The sequence below is a fragment of the Agrococcus terreus genome, from assembly GCF_014645235.1.
GTDB classification, from domain to species: domain Bacteria; phylum Actinomycetota; class Actinomycetes; order Actinomycetales; family Microbacteriaceae; genus Agrococcus; species Agrococcus terreus.
Genome location: NZ_BMLM01000002.1, coordinates 71,109 through 88,446, shown reverse-complemented (window position 1 = coordinate 88,446; position 17,338 = coordinate 71,109). Strand labels below are relative to the sequence as shown.

Genomic DNA, 17,338 nt, shown 5'->3' with positions numbered 1-17,338 from the left:
CATGGCCGGCGGCGGCGCGGGGCGCCTGATCGCCCACCCGGCGCAGCGCCGCACCCTCGTCGTCCTGTCGATCGCGCAGGCGCTCGGCGGCGTCGCGAACGGCGTCGCCCTCGGCGTCGGCTCGCTGCTCGTCGCCCAGGTGACGGGCCGCGAGGAGCTCGCGGGCCTCGCCGCCACCCTGCTCGTGCTCGGCGGCGCGGCGCTCGCCGTGCCGCTCGCGCGGCTCGCGGTCCGCAGCGGCCGCCGCGTCGCGCTCACCACCGGCGCGCTGCTCGCGCTCGGCGGCACCGTGCTGCTCGCCGTCGGCGGCACGCTCGGCGCCGCCTGGATGGTGCTGCCGGGCTTCCTGGTGCTCGGCGGCGCGACCGCGATCAACCTGCAGTCTCGGTTCGCCGCCACCGACCTCTCGAGCCCCTCGCGGCGCGGCCGCGACCTCGCGCTCGTCGTGTGGATGACGACGATCGGCGTCATCGTCGGCCCCAACCTCATCGCGCCGGGCGACGCGCTCGGCACGGCGCTCGGCCTGCCGCACCTCGTGGGCGCGTACGTCATCTCGGGCAGCGCGCTCGCCGTGACGGCGCTCGTGCTCTGGACGGCGCTGCGCCCCGACCCGCTGCTGCTCGCCAGACAGGGCCTGCCGCCCCGCGAGGGCGCGCATCCGCGGCTGCGCGTGCGCGAGCACCCGCGCGCGGTCGCCGCGATCGTCGCGGTCGCCGGCGCCCACGCCACCATGGTGGGCGTCATGGCGCTCACGCCCGTGCACCTCGAGCACGCAGGCCACGGCCTCGCCGCGATCGGGTTCACGATGAGCGCGCACACCGCCGGCATGTACGCCCTCTCGCCCGTCTTCGGCTGGCTCACCGACCGGCTCGGCGGCCGCGTCGCGGTGCTCGTCGGCGTCGGCCTCCTCGCGCTCTCGGTCGCCGCGAACCTCGCGCTGCCGCCCGCCGCCGCACCCGTCGGCCTCGCGCTGCTGGGCCTCGGCTGGAGCGCCGCGACCGTCGCCGGCTCCGCCCTCGTCGCGGGCGCGGTCGAGACCGACCTGCGCCCCGCGCTGCAGGGCAGGAGCGACCTCGTGCTGGGGCTCGCCGGGGCCGCCGCGGGCGCCGCCGCCGGTCCCGTGCTCGGCCTCGTCGGCTACGCCGGGCTCAACCTCGCGATGCTCCCGATCATCGCCGCGATCGCGGTCGCCGCGGTGCTCGCGACGGGCGCGCGCGGGGCCGGCGGCGTCCAGCGCCTCGCGGGCGCGAGCCGATAGCGTGATCGGGCGGCCCGTCGCAGCGGGCCGACCGACGTGAGGAGCCCCGCGTGAACGCTGCAGTCCCCGGCCGCGAGCCGATCTCGCCGGAGGAGCTCGAGCGCGCGTCGCGCATCATCCGCTCGATCGAGCAGTCCTTCCAGTCGACGGTCGTCGGGCAGCACCAGCTGCTGCGCTCGCTGCTCGTGGCGCTGCTCTCGGGCGGCCACCTGCTCATGGAGTCGGTGCCCGGCCTCGCGAAGACGACGGCGGCCGCGACCCTCGCGCGCTCCGTGTCGGCCTCCTTCCACCGCATCCAATGCACCCCCGACCTGCTGCCGAGCGACATCGTCGGCACGCAGATCTGGGACCAGCACACGGGGCAGTTCCGCACGCAGCTCGGCCCCGTGCACGCGAACTTCGTGCTGCTCGACGAGATCAACCGCTCGAGCGCCAAGACGCAGTCGGCGATGCTCGAGGCGATGCAGGAGCGGCAGACGTCGATCGGCGGCGAGACGCACGCGCTGCCCGAGCCCTTCCTCGTGCTCGCCACCCAGAACCCCATCGAGCAGGAGGGCACGTACACGCTGCCCGAGGCGCAGCTCGACCGCTTCCTGCTCAAGGAGGTGCTCACCTACCCCACGCCCACCGAGGAGGCCGAGATCGTCCGGCGCAGCGAGACGGGCGTCTTCGAGCGCGGCCACGCGGAGCCCGTCGCGACGCTCGACGACGTGCGGTTCCTGCAGGAGCTCGTCAAGCGGGTCTACGTCGACCAGGCGATCACCAACTACGTCGTGCAGCTCATGTACGTCACCCGCCACGCATCCGACTACATCGGCGCCGACCTCGCCGGCTACATCGAGTACGGCGCGAGCCCCCGCGGCTCGCTCTCGTTCTCGACCGCGGCGCGAGCGCTCGCCCTCGTGCAGGGCCGCGACTGGGTGATCCCGGAGGACGTCAAGGACCTCCGGCATCCCGTGCTCCGCCACCGCCTCATCCTCGGCTACGAGGCGGAGGCCGACGGCGTCTCCAGCGAGCAGATCGTCGACGCCGTCTTCGGCGCCGTCCGGACGCCGTAGGGGCGATCCATGGAGCGACGCCTGCGCAAGGTCAGGACGACCATGTCGATCCACGCGCACCGCCGCACCCTCGAGCTGCTCGACGGCGAGTACGCGTCGATCCACCACGGCCGCAGCCACGACTTCGACGACCTGCGCGAGTACCAGCCGGGCGACGACGTCAAGGACATCGACTGGAAGGCGACCGCGCGCAGCCACGTGCCGCTCATCAAGCGCTACATCGCCTCCCGCCAGCACACCCTCCTGCTCGTCGTGGACGCCGGCCGCAACATGGCCGCGGTGTCGGAGTCGGGGGAGCGGAAGGCCGAGCTCGCGATCCTCGTCGCGGGGGTGCTCGGCTACCTCGCCTCGCGCCACGGCGACCGGGTCGCGCTGCTCGCGGGCGACGAGGAGCGGGTGCTCGCGGTGCAGGAGGGCGGCTCCGAGGCGCACCTCGAGCGGATGCTGCGCCAGATCGACGAGGCCGTCTCGCTCGACGGCCCGCGCTCCGACCTCGAGCGGGTGCTCGCGCTCGCCGTGCGGCGGATGCGGCGGCGGGCGCTCGTCGTGGTGATCGCCGACGACGTCGCCTACACGCACGACCTCGACGTGCACCTCGGTCGCCTGCAGGCGCGCCACGAGGTGCTGTGGGTCTCGATCGGCGACGCCGACCTCATGGCGCGCGGCCGCGATCGGCGCGAGCTCGTCGGCGTCGACTCCGGCCAGGGGCTCCCCGCGTTCCTGCGACGGGATCGGCGGCTGCGCCGCGCCTTCGACGAGGCCGCGGCGGAGCGCCGCGCTCGGCTCGAGGAGGGCCTGCGCTCGCTCGGGATCGCGGCGGCGCGCGTCTCCGACGAGCGGGGCGCGATCGCGGCGCTGTTCCGGCTGCTCGAGAGGCACCGCCGTGCGCGCCGCTGACCTCGCGCTGCTGCCGGCGCCCGACACCTACGGCCCCTTCGGCTACGGGCCGTGGTGGGTGCTCGGCTGCGCCGTGCTGCTCGCGGCGATGCTCGCGTACGCCGCCGCCTGGTTCCTCACGCGGCCGCGCGGCGTGCTCGAGCCGCCCCCGCCGCCGCCCGTGCCGATCGACGTGCGGAGCGTCAAGGAGAAGTACCTCGGCATGATCGACGAGGTCGCGGCCGAGCACGCCGCGGGCGAGCTCGACCCACGGGCGCTCGCGCAGCGGCTGAGCCTCGTGCTGCGCTTCTTCGCGCACGAGTCGACGGGCGTCGTCGCCGAGGTCATGACCCTGCGCGACCTCGGCGGCGCCGACCTGCCCGCGGTGCGCGGCGCGGTCGAGCAGTACTACCCGTCGTCCTTCCGGCGCGCGGCGCGGCACGACCCGGATGCGGCGCTCGCGGCCGCGCGGCAGGTGGTGGCGACGTGGATGTGATGCTGCTGTGGCCGTGGGTGCTGCCGGTGCTCGCGGTGGTCGCCGTCGCGCTCGTCGTGGTGGGCCTCCTGCTGCCGCGGCGCCGGCGCGACCGCGGCGTCGCCGTCGCGCACGTCGACCGCATGACGGCGCTCGGCGCCTTCCGCGGCGCGCTCGTGCGCTACCGGCTGCTCGTGGGCGGCGCGCTCGCGCTCGCCCTCGGCGGCGCGCTCGTCGCGGGCGTGCTCGCCTCCCGGCCCGCGGGCGTGCACGCGAGCCAGCAGGACGACTACAAGCGCGACATCGTGCTGTGCCTCGACGTGTCGGGCTCGATGGTCGACGTCGACGCCGACATCCTCGCCGTCTACCAGGACATCGCCCGCGAGCTCGACGGCGAGCGCATCGGCATGCGCATCTTCGACGCGTCGAGCGTCATGGCGTTCCCGCTCACGAGCGACTACGACTACATCGCCGCGCAGCTCGGCCGCTACGAGCGCGCGCTCACCGGGCAGCTCTCGCCCGAGGAGCAGTTCAACTACCTCGCCGGCACCGCGAACGGGCTCGGCGCCTCGCTCGTGGGCGACGGCCTCGCCTCGTGCGTGCTCGACTTCGCCGACCTCGAGGCGAGCGAGCGGCCGCGCTCGATCATCCTCGCGACCGACAACATCGTGAACGGCCAGCAGATCTTCTCGCTGCCGCAGGCGGGCCAGCTCGCGATCGAGCACGACGTGCGCGTCTACGCCATCAACCCCTTCGACTTCGGCGCCGACCAGGCGGCGAACGAGCTGCGCGAGACGGTGGAGGGCACGGGCGGCGCGTACTTCCCGCTCGACTTCGCGCAGACGGTGCCCGGCATCGTCGACCGCGTCAACGCCATCGAGGCCGGCTACATCGAGACCCCGCCGCTCGTGCAGGTCGTCGACCGCCCCGGCATCCTGCCGCTCGTCGTGCTGCTGCTCGTCGGCGGCGTCTGCATCGCCGTCTGGAGGGCCAGGCTGTGACCCCGTTCACCCTCCAGGCCGAGCAGCCCTGGCTCGTCGCCGCGATCGGCGCGGCGCTGCTGGCGCTCTGCATCTGGCAGCTCGTCGCCGAGCGCGGCCGGCGTCTCGCGTGGCTGCGCCGCACGGCGCTCGTGGTGCTGGCGGTCGCGATGGCGCTGCGGCCCGCGATCCCGGGCGGCGAGGTGCCGACCGCCTCGATCCAGGCGCGTGTGTTCGTGATGGTCGACACCTCGCAGTCGATCGCGGCAGAGGACTTCGGCGGCGAGCCGCGCCTCACCGGCGTGCAGGAGGACGTGGTCGAGATCGCGCGCGCGTTCGCCGGCGCCGATATCGCGGTCATCTCGTTCGACTCGCAGGCGGCGCTGCGGGTGCCGCTCACCGACGACGGCTCCGCCGTCATCGAGATGGTGCGCGCGCTGCGGCCCGAGATCGCGGTGCGCTCGCGCGGCACCTCCGTGGCGATCGCGCACGAGCTGCTGCGCACCGAGCTCGAGCGCTCGGAGGCCGCCGACCCGTCGTCGCCCGCCGTCGTGTTCTACCTCGGCGACGGCGAGCACACCGCCGACGGCGAGCCCGAGTCATTCGGCGACGTCGCGGGGCTCGTCGACCGCGGCCTCGTGCTCGGCTACGGCACCCCGCAGGGCGGCCGGATGCAGGCCTCGGGCTTCGACACGAGCGGCGAGCCGCAGTACGTGCAGGACCCGGCGGGCGGCGACGCGATCAGCCGCATCGACGAGGGGCGGCTGCGCGGCATCGCGGACCAGCTCGGCATCACCTACCTGCACCGCGCGCCCGGGCTGCCGATCGCCGACGCCCTCGGGCCGATGGCCGCGGCCGACGGCGAGGCCGAGCTCGACCGCACCGAGGAGTCGCGGCTCGAGCTCGCCTGGGCGTTCGGCGCCCCGCTCGCGCTGCTGCTCGGCTGGGAGGGGCTCAGCCTCGCCCGTACGCTCCGCGCCTCCCGCGGCCAGCTGACGGGGGCGGAGCGATGAGCCGCCCGATGTCCGACGCGCGCCGCCGAGTGCTGCGCCGCTGGCTGCTCATCGGCCTCGTGCCGGTCGCGATCGTCGCGCTCGTCGTCGCCTCGAAGCTCATCAGCGTCTCGGTGCTCGGGCAGGTCGCGGTCGACCGCTTCCAGGCGCGCGCGTACGCGCAGTCGGCGGAGGCGTCGCGCGCGCTCGAGGGCTGGAACTGGGTCGAGCCGTGGAAGGCGCCGTTCAACCTCGGCGTCGCGCTCGTCATGGGCGGCGAGCTCGTGGAGGGCCGGGCGGAGCTCGAGGAGGCGCTCGGGCTGCACCCGGAGCCGGTGACGGCGGCGCAGCGCTCGGAGCGGTGCGTCATCGTCGCCACGATCGTCACCGCGATCGAGCAGCAGGGCGACGAGGCCCGGGAGGCCGACGACCAGCAGACCGCGAACCGCTTCTACCAGGAGGCGCTCTCGCGCATCGACGGAGCGCCCGAGGGATGCTTCGACGAGCCGATGCAGGGCCGCCCCGACACCGGCGCGCAGCTCGAGGCCGCCGACCCGCGCATCCAGGAGAAGATCGAGCAGGGCCAGGGCGACGGCGACGGCGAGCCGACCGAGCCGAGCCCCGAGGACCAGCTCGACCAGCAGAACCAGGACGCCCAGACCGAGCAGCAGCAGCAGGACAGCTACGACGAGGGCGAGGGCCCCGGAGGCACGGGCGTCGAGCGGCCCTGGTGAGGCCGGGCGGGCGCCCGCCGACCTCTAGGATCGGCAGGGTGATCCGACAGTCCCAGCTGTTCCTGACGACCCTGCGCGAGGACCCCGCCGAGGCGGAGGTCGCGAGCCACACGCTCATGCTGCGCGCCGGCCTCGTGCGCCGTGCCGGCTCCGGCCTGTTCAGCTGGCTGCCGCTGGGCCTGCGGGTGCGCCGCAACGTCGAGCGCATCGTCCGCGAGGAGATGGAGGCGATCGGCGGCCAGGAGGTGCTCTTCCCGGGGCTGCTGCCGCGCGAGCCCTACGAGCGCACCGGCCGGTGGGAGGAGTACGGCGACGGCATCTTCCGCCTGCAGGACCGCAAGGGCGCCGACCACCTGCTCGGCCCGACGCACGAGGAGATGTTCACGCTGCTCGTGCAGGACCTCGTCTCGAGCTACAAGCAGCTGCCGCTGACGCTCTTCCAGATCCAGGACAAGTACCGCGACGAGGCCCGCCCCCGCGCGGGCCTGCTGCGCGCCCGCGAGTTCTCGATGAAGGACGCCTACTCGTTCGACGTCGACGACGCGGGCCTCGAGGCCTCCTACCAGGCGCAGCGCGACGCCTACGAGCGCATCTTCCAGCGCCTCGGCCTCGACTACGTCATCGTCGCCGCGGACGCGGGTGCGATGGGCGGCTCGAAGTCCGAGGAGTTCCTGCACCCGACGCCCGTCGGCGAGGACACGATCGTCCGCTCCGCCGGCGGCTACGCCGCCAACGTCGAGGCCTTCACGACCGTGCCGCCCGCGGCGCTGCCGATCGACGGCCAGGCGCCCGCGAGCATCCGCGCCACCCCCGACACCCCGACGATCGAGACGCTCGTCGCCCACGCCAACGAGCACCACCCGCGCGAGGACGGCCGCCCCTGGACCGCCGCCGACACGCTGAAGAACGTCGTGCTGCGCCTCACGCAGCCCGACGGCTCGACCGAGCTCGTCGTCATCGGCCTGCCGGGCGACCGCGAGGTGCACGACAAGCGCGTCGAGGTCGCCTTCCAGCCCGCCGAGGTCGTCCCCGCGACCGAGGAGGACTTCGCGAAGCACCCCGGCCTCGTCAAGGGCTACATCGGCCCGTGGTCCGAGGCGGGCGCCGTGCTCGGCGAGGCGTCGACCACCGGCATCCGCTTCCTCCTCGACCCCCGCGTCGTCGACGGCACCGCGTGGCTCACGGGCGCGAACCTCGCCGGCCATCACGTCTTCGGCCTCATCGCGGGCCGCGACTTCGTCGGCGACGGATGGGTCGAGGCGGCCGACGTGCGCGCCGGCGACGAGGCGCCCGACGGCTCGGGCCCCGTCACGCTCGAGCGCGGCATGGAGGTCGGCCACGTCTTCCAGCTCGGCCGCAAGTACGCGGAGGCGCTCGGCCTCAAGGTGCTCGACCAGAACGGCAAGCTCGTCGTGCCGACCATGGGCTCGTACGGCATCGGCGTCACCCGCAACCTCGCGGCGATCGTCGAGCGGTACCACGACGAGAAGGGCATCGTCTGGCCGCGCGAGGTCGCGCCGTTCGACGTGCACGTCGTCGCCACCGGCAAGGACGAGGCGGTCTTCGCGATCGCCGACCGCGTCGCCGCCGACGTCGAGGCGCTCGGCCTCGAGGTGCTCTACGACGACCGCCGCAAGGTCTCGCCGGGCGTGAAGTTCGGCGACGTCGAGCTGCTCGGCATGCCCACGGCCGTGGTGGTCGGCCGCGACGCGCCCGAGGGCCTCGTCGAGGTGTGGGACCGCGCGACGGGCGAGCGCCAGCAGGTGCGCATCGAGGAGCTCGCGGCGGCGCTCGCGCGCTGACGCGACCGGTCCACAGACGCCCAGAGCGGCAGAGGCCCGCGATCCCGACAGGGGCGCGGGCCTCGCTCGCATCGCGGCGCCTCCGTGGACGCACGTCCCGTCACGGCACCGTCGCCGCGCGTTCACCCGCGCGCAACCGGATCGCGGTTCCGGAGGAGCACCCTGTCCTGGTCATGGATCCACGACCGAAGGAGCCCACCGTGACCATCGAGCGACAGGACCGACGGAGCCTCCCCATGGCCGACCACGTCCGGGGCAAGCGGTCCCCGGTCACGTGCATGCTCAAGTGCGCGAACGCGTGCCTCGGCCCCGAGTGCAACCGCACCGACAACCCCACGTTCCGCTCGGTCGTCGACGCGGTGCTCACGCGCCGGGCGGCCCTCGGCCTCGGCCTCGCCGGCGCCGTCGCGATCGCCCTCCCGAGCGCGTTCGGCGTCGGACCGGGCCGCCCCGCAGCGGCCGCCGCGTCGACGACCCTGCCGTTCCAGCCCATCCCGCCCGTGCCCGCGAGCGTCGACGCGCTCACGGTGCCCGATGGCTACGCCTGGCACCCGGTGATCCGCTGGGGCGACCCCGTGCTGCCGGGCGCGCCCGCCTTCGACCCGGAGGCGCAGACGCCCGAGGCCCAGGCGCTCCAGTTCGGCTACAACAACGACTACCTCGACGTGCTCGCCGACCCCTCGGGCCTCACGGGCGTGCTCGTCGTCAACCACGAGTACTCGAACGAGGGCATCATGTTCCCGCCCTCGCTCGGCGCGGTCGAGCGCTCCCGCATCACGAAGATGGCGCAGGGCATGTCGGTCGTCGAGATCGAGCGCGACGCGATCGGCGCCCCCTGGCGCGCGACCGTCGGCCGCCGCAGTCGCCGCATCACCGTCGAGACGCCGTTCGCGCTCGTCGGCCCCGCCGCGGGCGGCGCGCTGCTGCGCACGGTCGACGATCCGAGCGGCCGCATGGTGCGCGGCACGCTCGGCAACTGCGCCGGCGGCACGACGCCGTGGGGCACGGTGCTCTCGGGCGAGGAGAACTTCAACGGCTACTTCACGACCCCGACGGCCACGGCCGCGACCTCGCGCTACGGCCTCTCCGCATCCCCGTCGTCGACCCGCTGGGAGCTCGAGGACCCGCGCTTCCGCGCCGCCGACGGCCACGAGCAGGAGGCGAACCGCTTCGGGTACATCGTCGAGATCGACCCGCAGGACCCGACCTCGACGCCGGTGAAGCACACGGCGCTCGGTCGTTTCAAGCACGAGGGCGCGAACGTGCGGATCGGCGAGGACCGCCGCGTCGTCGCGTACATGGGCGACGACGAGCGGGGCGACTACCTCTACAAGTTCGTCTCGAAGCACCGCTACAACGACGGCACCGGGCCCGGCGCCCGCAGGCAGAACCTGCAGCTGCTGTCGGAGGGCGACCTCTTCGTCGCGCGCTTCTCGGGCACGTCGCCGGCGGCCGAGGTCGACGGCTCGGGCGCGCTGCCCGCCGACGGCGCGTTCGACGGCACCGGTCAGTGGATCCCGTTGACGCTCGGCGGGCGCAGCATGGTGCCCGGGATGTCGGTCGAGGAGGTGCTCGTCCACACGCGCCTCGCCGCCGACCTCGTGCGGCCGACGAAGATGGACCGCCCCGAGGACGTCGAGCCGCACCCGACGACCGGCCGCGTCTACGTGGCGCTCACGAACAACTCGCAGCGCGGCAGCCGACACCCGCTCGACGAGGCGAACCCGCGCACCGGCAACCGCGACGGCCACGTCGTCGAGCTCACCGAGCTGCAGGGCGCCTCGGGCACCGCGTTCGCGTGGTCGATCCTGCTGCTGTGCGGCGACCCCGCCTCCCCGTCGACGTACTTCGCCGGCTACCCGAAGGAGCTCGTCTCGCCCATCTCGTGCCCCGACAACGTCGCCTTCGACGCCGCGGGGAACCTGTGGATCTCGACCGACGGCCAGCCGGGCACGCTCGGCCTCGACGACGGCCTCTTCAAGGTGTCGCTCGAGGGGCCGACGCGCGGCCGCGTCGAGCAGTTCCTCGCCGTGCCGGTCGACGCCGAGACGTGCGGGCCCGTCATCCACGACCGTGAGGGCTCTGTGTTCGTCGCCGTCCAGCACCCGGGCGAGGACGGCTCGTGGGAGGTGCAGCGCTCCGCGTTCCCCGACTACGGCGCGACGGGCCCCGGCACCTTCGCCGGCCCGCGGCCGTCGGTCGTGCAAGTCGTCCGCGCCTGACGCGGACCGGGGGAGGGGTCGGGCGCGCGCCCGGCCCCTCCCGCGCCCCGCCCGGGCTCGCCGCGCGCGTCCCGGTCGCGGTAGGCTGTCGGGTCCGCATGTGGTCGCGGACCTGGAGAGGGAGACACAAGTGAAGATCGATCTGACCGTGCTGAAGACCGTCGAGCGCGAGCGGGAGATCTCCGCCGACGACCTGATCCGCATCATCGAGCAGGCGATCCTCCAGGCGCACCTCCGCTCGGGCGAGAAGCACGACGCCGACGCCCCGCAGCCGCGCGTCGAGATCGACCGCCGCACCGGCGACGTGACGCTCTACGAGCCCGAGGTCGACGAGGACGGCAACGTCGTCGGCGAGTCGCCCGCGAACACCGACGACTTCAGCCGCATCGCCGCCTCGGCCGCCAAGCAGGTCATCTTCCAGGCGCTGCGCGAGAAGAACGACGAGACCGTGCTCGGCGCCTACAAGGACCGCGAGGGCGACGTCATCGCCGGCGTCGTGCAGCAGGGCCCGAACCCGCGCATGGTGCACGTGAAGCTCGGCGACGACATGGAGGCGATCCTCCCGCCCGAGGAGCAGGTGCCCGGCGCGGAGTACCGCCACGGCCAGCGCCTGCGCGTCTACATCACGAAGGTCGAGCGCGGCCAGCGCGGCCCGCAGGTCACCGTCTCGCGCACCCACCCGGCGCTCGTGCGCCGGCTGTTCGCGCTCGAGGTGCCCGAGATCGCCTCCGGCGCCGTCGAGATCGTCGCGATCGCGCGCGAGGCCGGCCACCGCTCGAAGATCGCCGTGCGCGCGACGCAGCCCGGTATCAACGCGAAGGGCGCCTGCATCGGCGAGATGGGCTCGCGCGTGCGCGCCGTCCAGGCGGAGCTCGGCGACGAGAAGATCGACATCGTCGACTACTCGGAGGACCTGCCCGCCTTCGTCGCCTCTGCGCTGAGCCCGGCGCGCGTCTCCGACGCCTTCATGCTCGACGCGAAGACGAAGGCCGTGCGCGCGCTCGTGCCCGACTTCCAGCTGTCGCTCGCGATCGGCCGCGAGGGCCAGAACGCGCGCCTCGCCGCGAAGCTGACGGGGGCGAAGATCGACATCCAGCCTGACAGCGTCATGGAGGACTAGGACCTCACCGGATGTCGATCTGAGCCGTCTTGAGCGGAAGGCCCTGTGGGCCTTCCGCGAGCGATGAGATCGACATCCAGCCCGACTCCGTCATGGAGGACTGAGCCTCCGCTCACCCACCCGTCGAGTGGCGGCTCTCGGCGCCGAGTGGTGCCGATCGGCCGGAATGTGCCGCCACTGCCAGTCGTTCTCCGCCACTGAGATGCGAATTGCGCCACTCGACGTGCGGTCGTCCGAGCTCCAGCGCCCGGGCGTGTCGTGCGGTAGAGTGGACCCCATCCGAACGTGTCTTGGCTGCCGCACGCGCTCCGAACCCGCACTCCTGGTGCGGATCGCCGCGCAGGGCGGGCAGGCGGTCGTCGACGAAGGTCGACGGCTTCCCGGCCGAGGCGCGTGGGTGCATCCGACGCAGCAGTGCGCGGAGCGCGCGATCCGCGCGATCCCGCGGGCGCTGCGCCAGCACGTGGACACCTCGCCCATCGCACGATGGGCGCAGGACGGGCTCGGCCAGAGCCCCGACCGAAGGAACGAACGGCCAATGGACAACTGATGAGCGGCTCGAGATGAGACCCGTCAGCAAGTGACGTCCGCCCTGTCCTGGGCGGACCAGGACAGGAGAGAAGTGGCAAACCCACGCGTGCACGAGATCGCCGCCGAGATCGGCGTCGAGAGCAAGGTCGCCATGGCCAAGCTCAAGGAGATGGGCGAGTTCGTCAAGGGACCCGCCTCGGCGATCGCGCCCCCGGTCGCCCGCAAGCTCAAGGCGGCCCTCGAAGCCGACGGCGCGACGGCCAAGCCCGCCGCCGAGGCCCCCAAGGCGGCCCCGAAGGCCCAGTCGAAGCCGGCCGCCAAGCCGGCCGCGAAGCCCGCGGCCGCGCAGCCCGCCGCGCCCGAGGCGCCCGCCCCCGAGGCGGAGGCTCCGAAGACGGCGGCGCCGAAGGCAGACGCCCCCGCGCCCGCCGCCCCGGCTGCCCCCGCGCAGCCCGAGGCGCCCCGCGACGGCGGCTCCGCCGCGCCCGAGGCGCCCGCCCCCGGTGCGCCGACCCCCGGTGCGATCCCGCGCCCGATGGGCCGTCCCGGCGCCCCGCGCCCGGGCAACAACCCGTTCGCGGCGAGCCAGGGCATGGGCCGTCCCCGCGGCGGCAACAACCCGTTCACCAGCCGTCAGGGCGCAGCGGGCCCCGGCGGCCCCCGCCCCGCGGCGCCGCGCCCCGGCGCGCCCCGTCCGGGCGCCCCGCGTCCCGGTGCTCCGCGTCCCGGCTCGCCCCGCCCCGGCGGCGGCGGCCGTCCCGGCGCGGGCGGCGGCGGCGGCTTCCAGCGTCCCGGCCAGGGCGCGCCCGGTCGTGGCGCTCCCGGTCGCGGCGGCCCCGCGTTCGCGGGTCGCGGCGGCGGTCGCGGTCGCGGCGGCACCGCCGGCGCGTTCGGCAAGGGCGGCGCCAAGGGCAAGTCGCGCAAGTCGAAGCGCACGAAGCGGCTCGAGTTCGAGATGCGCGAGGCGCCGTCGATCGGCGGCGTCAAGGTCCGGCGCGGCGACGGCACGACCGTCGTGCGCATGCGCCGCGGCGCATCGATCGCCGACTTCGCCGAGAAGATCGACGCGAGCCCCGGCGACCTCGTCACCGTGCTCTTCCACCTCGGCGAGATGGCGACGGCGACGGAGTCGCTCGACGAGACGACCTTCCAGCTGCTCGGCGCGGAGCTGGGCTACCAGATCCAGATCGTCAGCCCGGAGGACGAGGACAAGGAGCTCCTCGAGGGCTTCGGCCTCGACCTCGAGCAGGAGCTCGAGGACGAGAGCGACGAGGACCTCGAGTACCGCTCGCCCGTCGTCACGGTCATGGGTCACGTCGACCACGGCAAGACGCGACTGCTCGACGCGATCCGCGGCGCCAACGTCATCGACGGCGAGGCCGGCGGCATCACGCAGCACATCGGCGCCTACCAGGTCTGGCAGGAGCACGAGGGCGAGGACCGCGCGCTGACGTTCATCGACACCCCGGGCCACGAGGCGTTCACCGCCATGCGTGCCCGCGGTGCGCAGGTGACCGACATCGCGATCCTCGTGGTCGCGGCGGACGACGGCATCATGCCCCAGACGATCGAGGCGCTGAACCACGCCCAGGCGGCCGACGTGCCGATCGTGGTCGCGGTCAACAAGGTCGACAAGGAGGGCGCGAACCCCGCCAAGGTGCGCCAGCAGCTCACCGAGTACGGCCTCGTGGCCGAGGAGTACGGCGGCGACACGATGTTCGTCGACGTCTCCGCGCTCGCGAAGACCGGCATCGAGGACCTCCTCGAGGCGGTCCTCCTGACGGCCGACGCGGGTCTCGACCTGCGCGCGAACCCGAACAAGGAGGCGCGCGGCGTCGCGATCGAGGCGAAGCTCGACAAGGGCCGCGGCTCGGTGGCGACCGTGCTCATCCAGTCCGGCACGCTGCGCGTCGGCGACGCGATCGTCGCCGGCACGGCCTACGGCCGCGTCCGCGCGATGGTCGACGACCGCGGCGAGCTGGTCGAGGAGGCCGGCCCGTCGATGCCCGTCCAGGTGCAGGGCCTCTCGAGCGTCCCGCGCGCCGGCGACACCTTCCTCGTCACCGAGGAGGACCGCATGGCCCGCCAGATCGCCGAGAAGCGCGAGGCCGTCGAGCGCAACGCGCTGCTGGCGAAGGCCCGCAAGCGCCTCTCGCTCGAGGACTTCAAGCTGGCGCTGGAGCAGGGCAAGGTCGAGACGCTCAACCTCATCATCAAGGGAGACGTGTCGGGTGCTGTGGAGGCGCTCGAGGAGTCGCTCATGAAGATCGAGATCGACGACTCGGTCGACCTGAGGATCATCCACCGCGGCGTCGGCGCGATCACCGAGTCCGACGTGAACCTCGCGACGGTCGACGACGCCGTGATCATCGGCTTCAACGTCCGCCCCGACACGAAGGCGCGCGAGCGCGCCGCCCGCGAGGGCGTGGACGTCCGCTTCTACAACGTCATCTACGCGGCGATCGAGGACATCGAGAACTCGCTGAAGGGCATGCTGAAGCCGGAGTACGAGGAGGTCCAGTCGGGCGTCGCGGAGATCCGCGAGGTGTTCCGCTCCTCCAAGTTCGGCAACATCGCCGGTGTCATCGTGCGCTCGGGCACGATCACGCGCAACGCCAAGGCGCGGGTCATCCGCGACGGCGTCGTGCTCGCCGACGGCCTGGCCATCGAGTCGCTGCGCCGCTTCAAGGACGACGTCACCGAGGTCCGCACGGACTTCGAGTGCGGCATCGGCCTGGGCAAGTACAACGACATCCAGATCGGCGACGAGATCGAGACCACGGAGATGGTCGAGAAGCCCCGAGCCTGATCGGATCGTCACCTGTGGGGCGGCCTCGGCCGCCCCACAGGTGTCTGCAGGAAGGATCGCTCCTACGACAGGAGCAGGAGGGACGAGCCATGAGCGAGAACCCCAGGGCGAGGAAGATCGCCGACCGGATCCGCGAGATCACGGTCCGCGCGCTCGAGCGCGAGGTCAAGGATCCGCGGCTCGGGTTCGTGACGATCACCGACGTGCGCGTGACGGGCGACCTGCAGCACGCCACGATCTTCTACACGGTGCTCGGCACCGACGAGGAGCGGGCCGACACGACCGCGGCGCTCTCGAGCGCGAAGGGCATCGTGCGGCGCGAGCTCGGCAAGGGGCTGAGCCTGCGGCTCACCCCGTCGATCGAGTTCATGCTCGACGCGCTGCCGGAGTCGGCGTCGACGATCGAGCACCTGCTCGACGAGGCGCGCGTGCGCGACAAGGCGAGCCACGACGCGGCCTCGACCGCGCAGTACGCCGGCGAGGCCGACCCGTACCGCAAGCCGCGCGAGCTCGACCCCGAGGACTGAGGTCCGGGCACCCATGCGCGCCGCCGCCCGCGCCACGGCTCCGGCCGCGGTGCTGGCGGCGGCGGTGCTGCTCGGCGGGTGCGCCGCCGACGACGGGCTCGAGTCGATCTCGGTCGAGCGCGCCGCGGCGCAGCACCGCGCGGCGATGTGCACGGTGCTCGACGGCGACGGCGACCTGCAGGCGGCGATCGAGCGTGGCGACGCCGACGAGATCGCCGAGGCGGCGCTCGAGCGCGTCCGGCAGCTCGACGGGATCGGGCCGATCGGGGGCGAGGACGAGGTGTGGCCCGAGGGCGCGGAGGCCGCGTGGCGGGTGGAGGAGGAGCTGCGCCACGAGCTCGACTGGGCGATGGCCGTCGCCGACGCGGGCTGGGCCGAGGGCGCCGCGAGGATCCCGGCGCCGGGTGCCGAGGAGCGCGACCGACTCGACCGCGAGGCGCGCGAGGCGCTCGGGCTGCCGCTCGACGACGCCGAGCTCTGCCGCCCCTAGGCCTGCGCGAAGCGGAGGCGGCGCGACGCGAGGTCAGCCTCGACGAGCCGCGCGCGGATCCGCTCGCCCGGCTCCGCATCGGTGTCGCAGCCCGCTTCCGCGGGCGGGTCGAGCAGCTGGATCGTGGCGCCCGAGTCGCGGCGCTCGACGACGACCGCGTCGAAGTCCTCGCCTACCCGGTCCTCGAGCACCGCGATCTCGACCGCGTCGACGCTCTCGCGCTCGAGCCGGCCGGCGAGCGCGCTCGACGACTGCATGATCTCCGGCAGCCCCTCGAGCCCCTCGACGGCCCACGCGGGCGCCTCGCGACCGTCCGCCACCGCCTCGCAGATCGCCAGCCCGTACCGGTCGACGAGTCGCCGCAGCGGCGCGGTCACGTGGGCGTACGGGGCGCCGATCGCGCCCTGCTCGACGTCGTCGGGACGCGTCGCGCCCGTCACGACGGTGTAGCCGGCGCCGCGGAACAGGCGGCGCGCGGCCTGCAGGATCGCGAGGGTCGTCGGCGCCTCGCGGTCGAGCCGCCGCAGGAAGGCGCCGTAGTGCTCGCCCTCCTCCCAGCGCTCGCCGATCGCCTCGACCTCGCGCCGGAACCGCCGCACGTCGCCGTCCGGCGGGGCGGGCATCGTGCGCAGGATGCCGACGCCCGCGTCGAGCATGAGCCGCGCGGCCTCCATGCCGGTGAGCAGCGAGATCTGCGCGTTCCAGCGCTCGACCGGCAGCAGCGCGCGGCGGCGCAGCTGCCATCGGCCGTCCTCGTGCACGACCTCCTCCTCGGGCATGTCGAGGCTCGCGCCGTCGCGCGCCTCCTCGAGGGCGATGCGCGCCTCGCCGAGCTCGCGCAGGAGCCCCAGCATCGCGTCGCCGGCGTCGATGCGGCGCTGTGCCTCGGCGTACGTGAGCTGCTCGCGGGAGCGCACGCGCATCCGCCGCAGCGTCGTGCCGCTCGGCTCGCCTGCGGCGTCGAGGCGGAACGTCCACACGAGCGCGGCCCGCTCCTGCTCGGGCAGCAGGCTCGCGGCGCCCTCGGAGAGCGAGACGGGGTGGAGGGGGATGCGCTCGTCGGGCGCGTAGAGGGTCTGGCCGCGGCGGCGCGCCTCGGCGTCGATCGCGCCGCCGGGCTCGACGAACGCGGGCACGTCGGCGATCGCGTAGCGGACCACGATCGCGTCGCCGTCGCGCTCGAGGTGGATCGCCTGGTCGAGGTCGGTCGAGCCGGGCGGATCGATCGTCACGAAGGGCACGTCGGTCGCGTCGGCCTCGGGCAGGGGAGGGGCGGCGGCGAGCCGCTCGGCCTCGGCCTCCGCGTCGGGCGGGAACGCGGTCGGCAGCTCGAGCTCGGCGCGGATGGCCGCGAGGGCGTCGGCGAGCGCGCCGTCGCCGCCGCGGAGCCGCTGGTGTCGTGCAGGCATGCGCCGACGATAGCCCCGCCGCCTGGGGCGCTCGCCGGTGCTGTGTGCACCTCGA

General features: G+C 74.1%; 15 protein-coding genes. 14 read left to right on the top strand and 1 reads right to left on the bottom strand.

Annotated elements, in window-relative coordinates:
* Nucleotide 1 precedes the first annotated feature (1 nt).
* The 14 genes from IEW90_RS10250 to IEW90_RS10190 all read left to right on the top strand — a co-directional run bounded on the left by IEW90_RS10250 (nucleotide 2) and on the right by IEW90_RS10190 (nucleotide 15,874).
* Complete coding sequence (locus IEW90_RS10250) at nucleotides 2-1,258, top strand: MFS transporter (RefSeq protein WP_188718200.1); 1,257 nt, start codon at nucleotides 2-4, stop codon at nucleotides 1,256-1,258.
* A 50-nt stretch (nucleotides 1,259-1,308) separates the two neighbouring features.
* Nucleotides 1,309-2,316, top strand: a complete 1,008-nt coding sequence (locus IEW90_RS10245; RefSeq protein ID WP_188718199.1) for an AAA family ATPase — start codon at nucleotides 1,309-1,311, stop codon at nucleotides 2,314-2,316.
* A 9-nt stretch (nucleotides 2,317-2,325) separates the two neighbouring features.
* A complete protein-coding gene (locus IEW90_RS10240; protein ID WP_188718198.1) occupies nucleotides 2,326-3,213 on the top strand; it encodes a DUF58 domain-containing protein in 888 nt (295 codons plus the stop codon).
* Nucleotides 3,200-3,688: a hypothetical protein gene (locus IEW90_RS10235; protein ID WP_188718197.1), complete on the top strand. Its 489-nt coding sequence runs from the start codon at nucleotides 3,200-3,202 to the stop codon at nucleotides 3,686-3,688. The genes IEW90_RS10240 and IEW90_RS10235 overlap by 14 nt, the downstream gene beginning before the upstream one ends.
* Complete coding sequence (locus IEW90_RS10230; RefSeq protein ID WP_373284758.1) at nucleotides 3,679-4,668, top strand: vWA domain-containing protein; 990 nt, start codon at nucleotides 3,679-3,681, stop codon at nucleotides 4,666-4,668. Before IEW90_RS10235 ends, IEW90_RS10230 begins: the two co-directional genes overlap by 10 nt.
* Nucleotides 4,665-5,660, top strand: coding sequence for a vWA domain-containing protein (locus IEW90_RS10225; protein WP_188718196.1), 996 nt, complete (start codon nucleotides 4,665-4,667; stop codon nucleotides 5,658-5,660). The genes IEW90_RS10230 and IEW90_RS10225 overlap by 4 nt, the downstream gene beginning before the upstream one ends.
* An 8-nt stretch (nucleotides 5,661-5,668) precedes the next feature.
* The gene (locus IEW90_RS13855; protein WP_229679629.1) at nucleotides 5,669-6,373 is read left to right on the top strand and encodes a hypothetical protein; all 705 of its coding nucleotides are present in this window, start codon (nucleotides 5,669-5,671) and stop codon (nucleotides 6,371-6,373) included.
* Nucleotides 6,374-6,411: 38 nt separating this feature from the next.
* Nucleotides 6,412-8,175, top strand: a complete 1,764-nt coding sequence (locus IEW90_RS10220; protein WP_229679628.1) for a proline--tRNA ligase — start codon at nucleotides 6,412-6,414, stop codon at nucleotides 8,173-8,175.
* Between the two features lie 236 nt (nucleotides 8,176-8,411).
* Entirely contained in the window at nucleotides 8,412-10,397 is a 1,986-nt protein-coding gene (locus IEW90_RS10215) for a PhoX family protein (RefSeq protein WP_188718821.1), read from the top strand.
* A 130-nt stretch (nucleotides 10,398-10,527) separates the two neighbouring features.
* Complete coding sequence (gene nusA / locus IEW90_RS10210; protein WP_188718194.1) at nucleotides 10,528-11,517, top strand: transcription termination factor NusA; 990 nt, start codon at nucleotides 10,528-10,530, stop codon at nucleotides 11,515-11,517.
* A gap of 166 nt (nucleotides 11,518-11,683) precedes the next feature.
* On the top strand, nucleotides 11,684-12,067 hold the full coding sequence (locus IEW90_RS10205) for a YlxR family protein (protein ID WP_308421888.1): 384 nt from the start codon (nucleotides 11,684-11,686) through the stop codon (nucleotides 12,065-12,067).
* 72 nt (nucleotides 12,068-12,139) lie between these two features.
* Entirely contained in the window at nucleotides 12,140-14,857 is a 2,718-nt protein-coding gene (gene infB / locus IEW90_RS10200; protein ID WP_188718192.1) for a translation initiation factor IF-2, read from the top strand.
* A gap of 89 nt (nucleotides 14,858-14,946) precedes the next feature.
* Nucleotides 14,947-15,384 carry a 30S ribosome-binding factor RbfA gene (gene rbfA, locus IEW90_RS10195; RefSeq protein WP_188718191.1) on the top strand — a complete coding sequence of 146 codons (438 nt, stop codon included), beginning with the start codon at nucleotides 14,947-14,949 and terminating at the stop codon, nucleotides 15,382-15,384.
* A gap of 13 nt (nucleotides 15,385-15,397) precedes the next feature.
* Complete coding sequence (locus tag IEW90_RS10190) at nucleotides 15,398-15,874, top strand: hypothetical protein (protein WP_188718190.1); 477 nt, start codon at nucleotides 15,398-15,400, stop codon at nucleotides 15,872-15,874.
* Here IEW90_RS10190 and IEW90_RS10185 read toward each other — a convergent pair.
* Entirely contained in the window at nucleotides 15,871-17,283 is a 1,413-nt protein-coding gene (locus IEW90_RS10185) for an RNB domain-containing ribonuclease (RefSeq protein WP_188718189.1), read from the bottom strand. The genes IEW90_RS10190 and IEW90_RS10185 overlap by 4 nt on opposite strands.
* Nucleotides 17,284-17,338 lie beyond the last annotated feature (55 nt).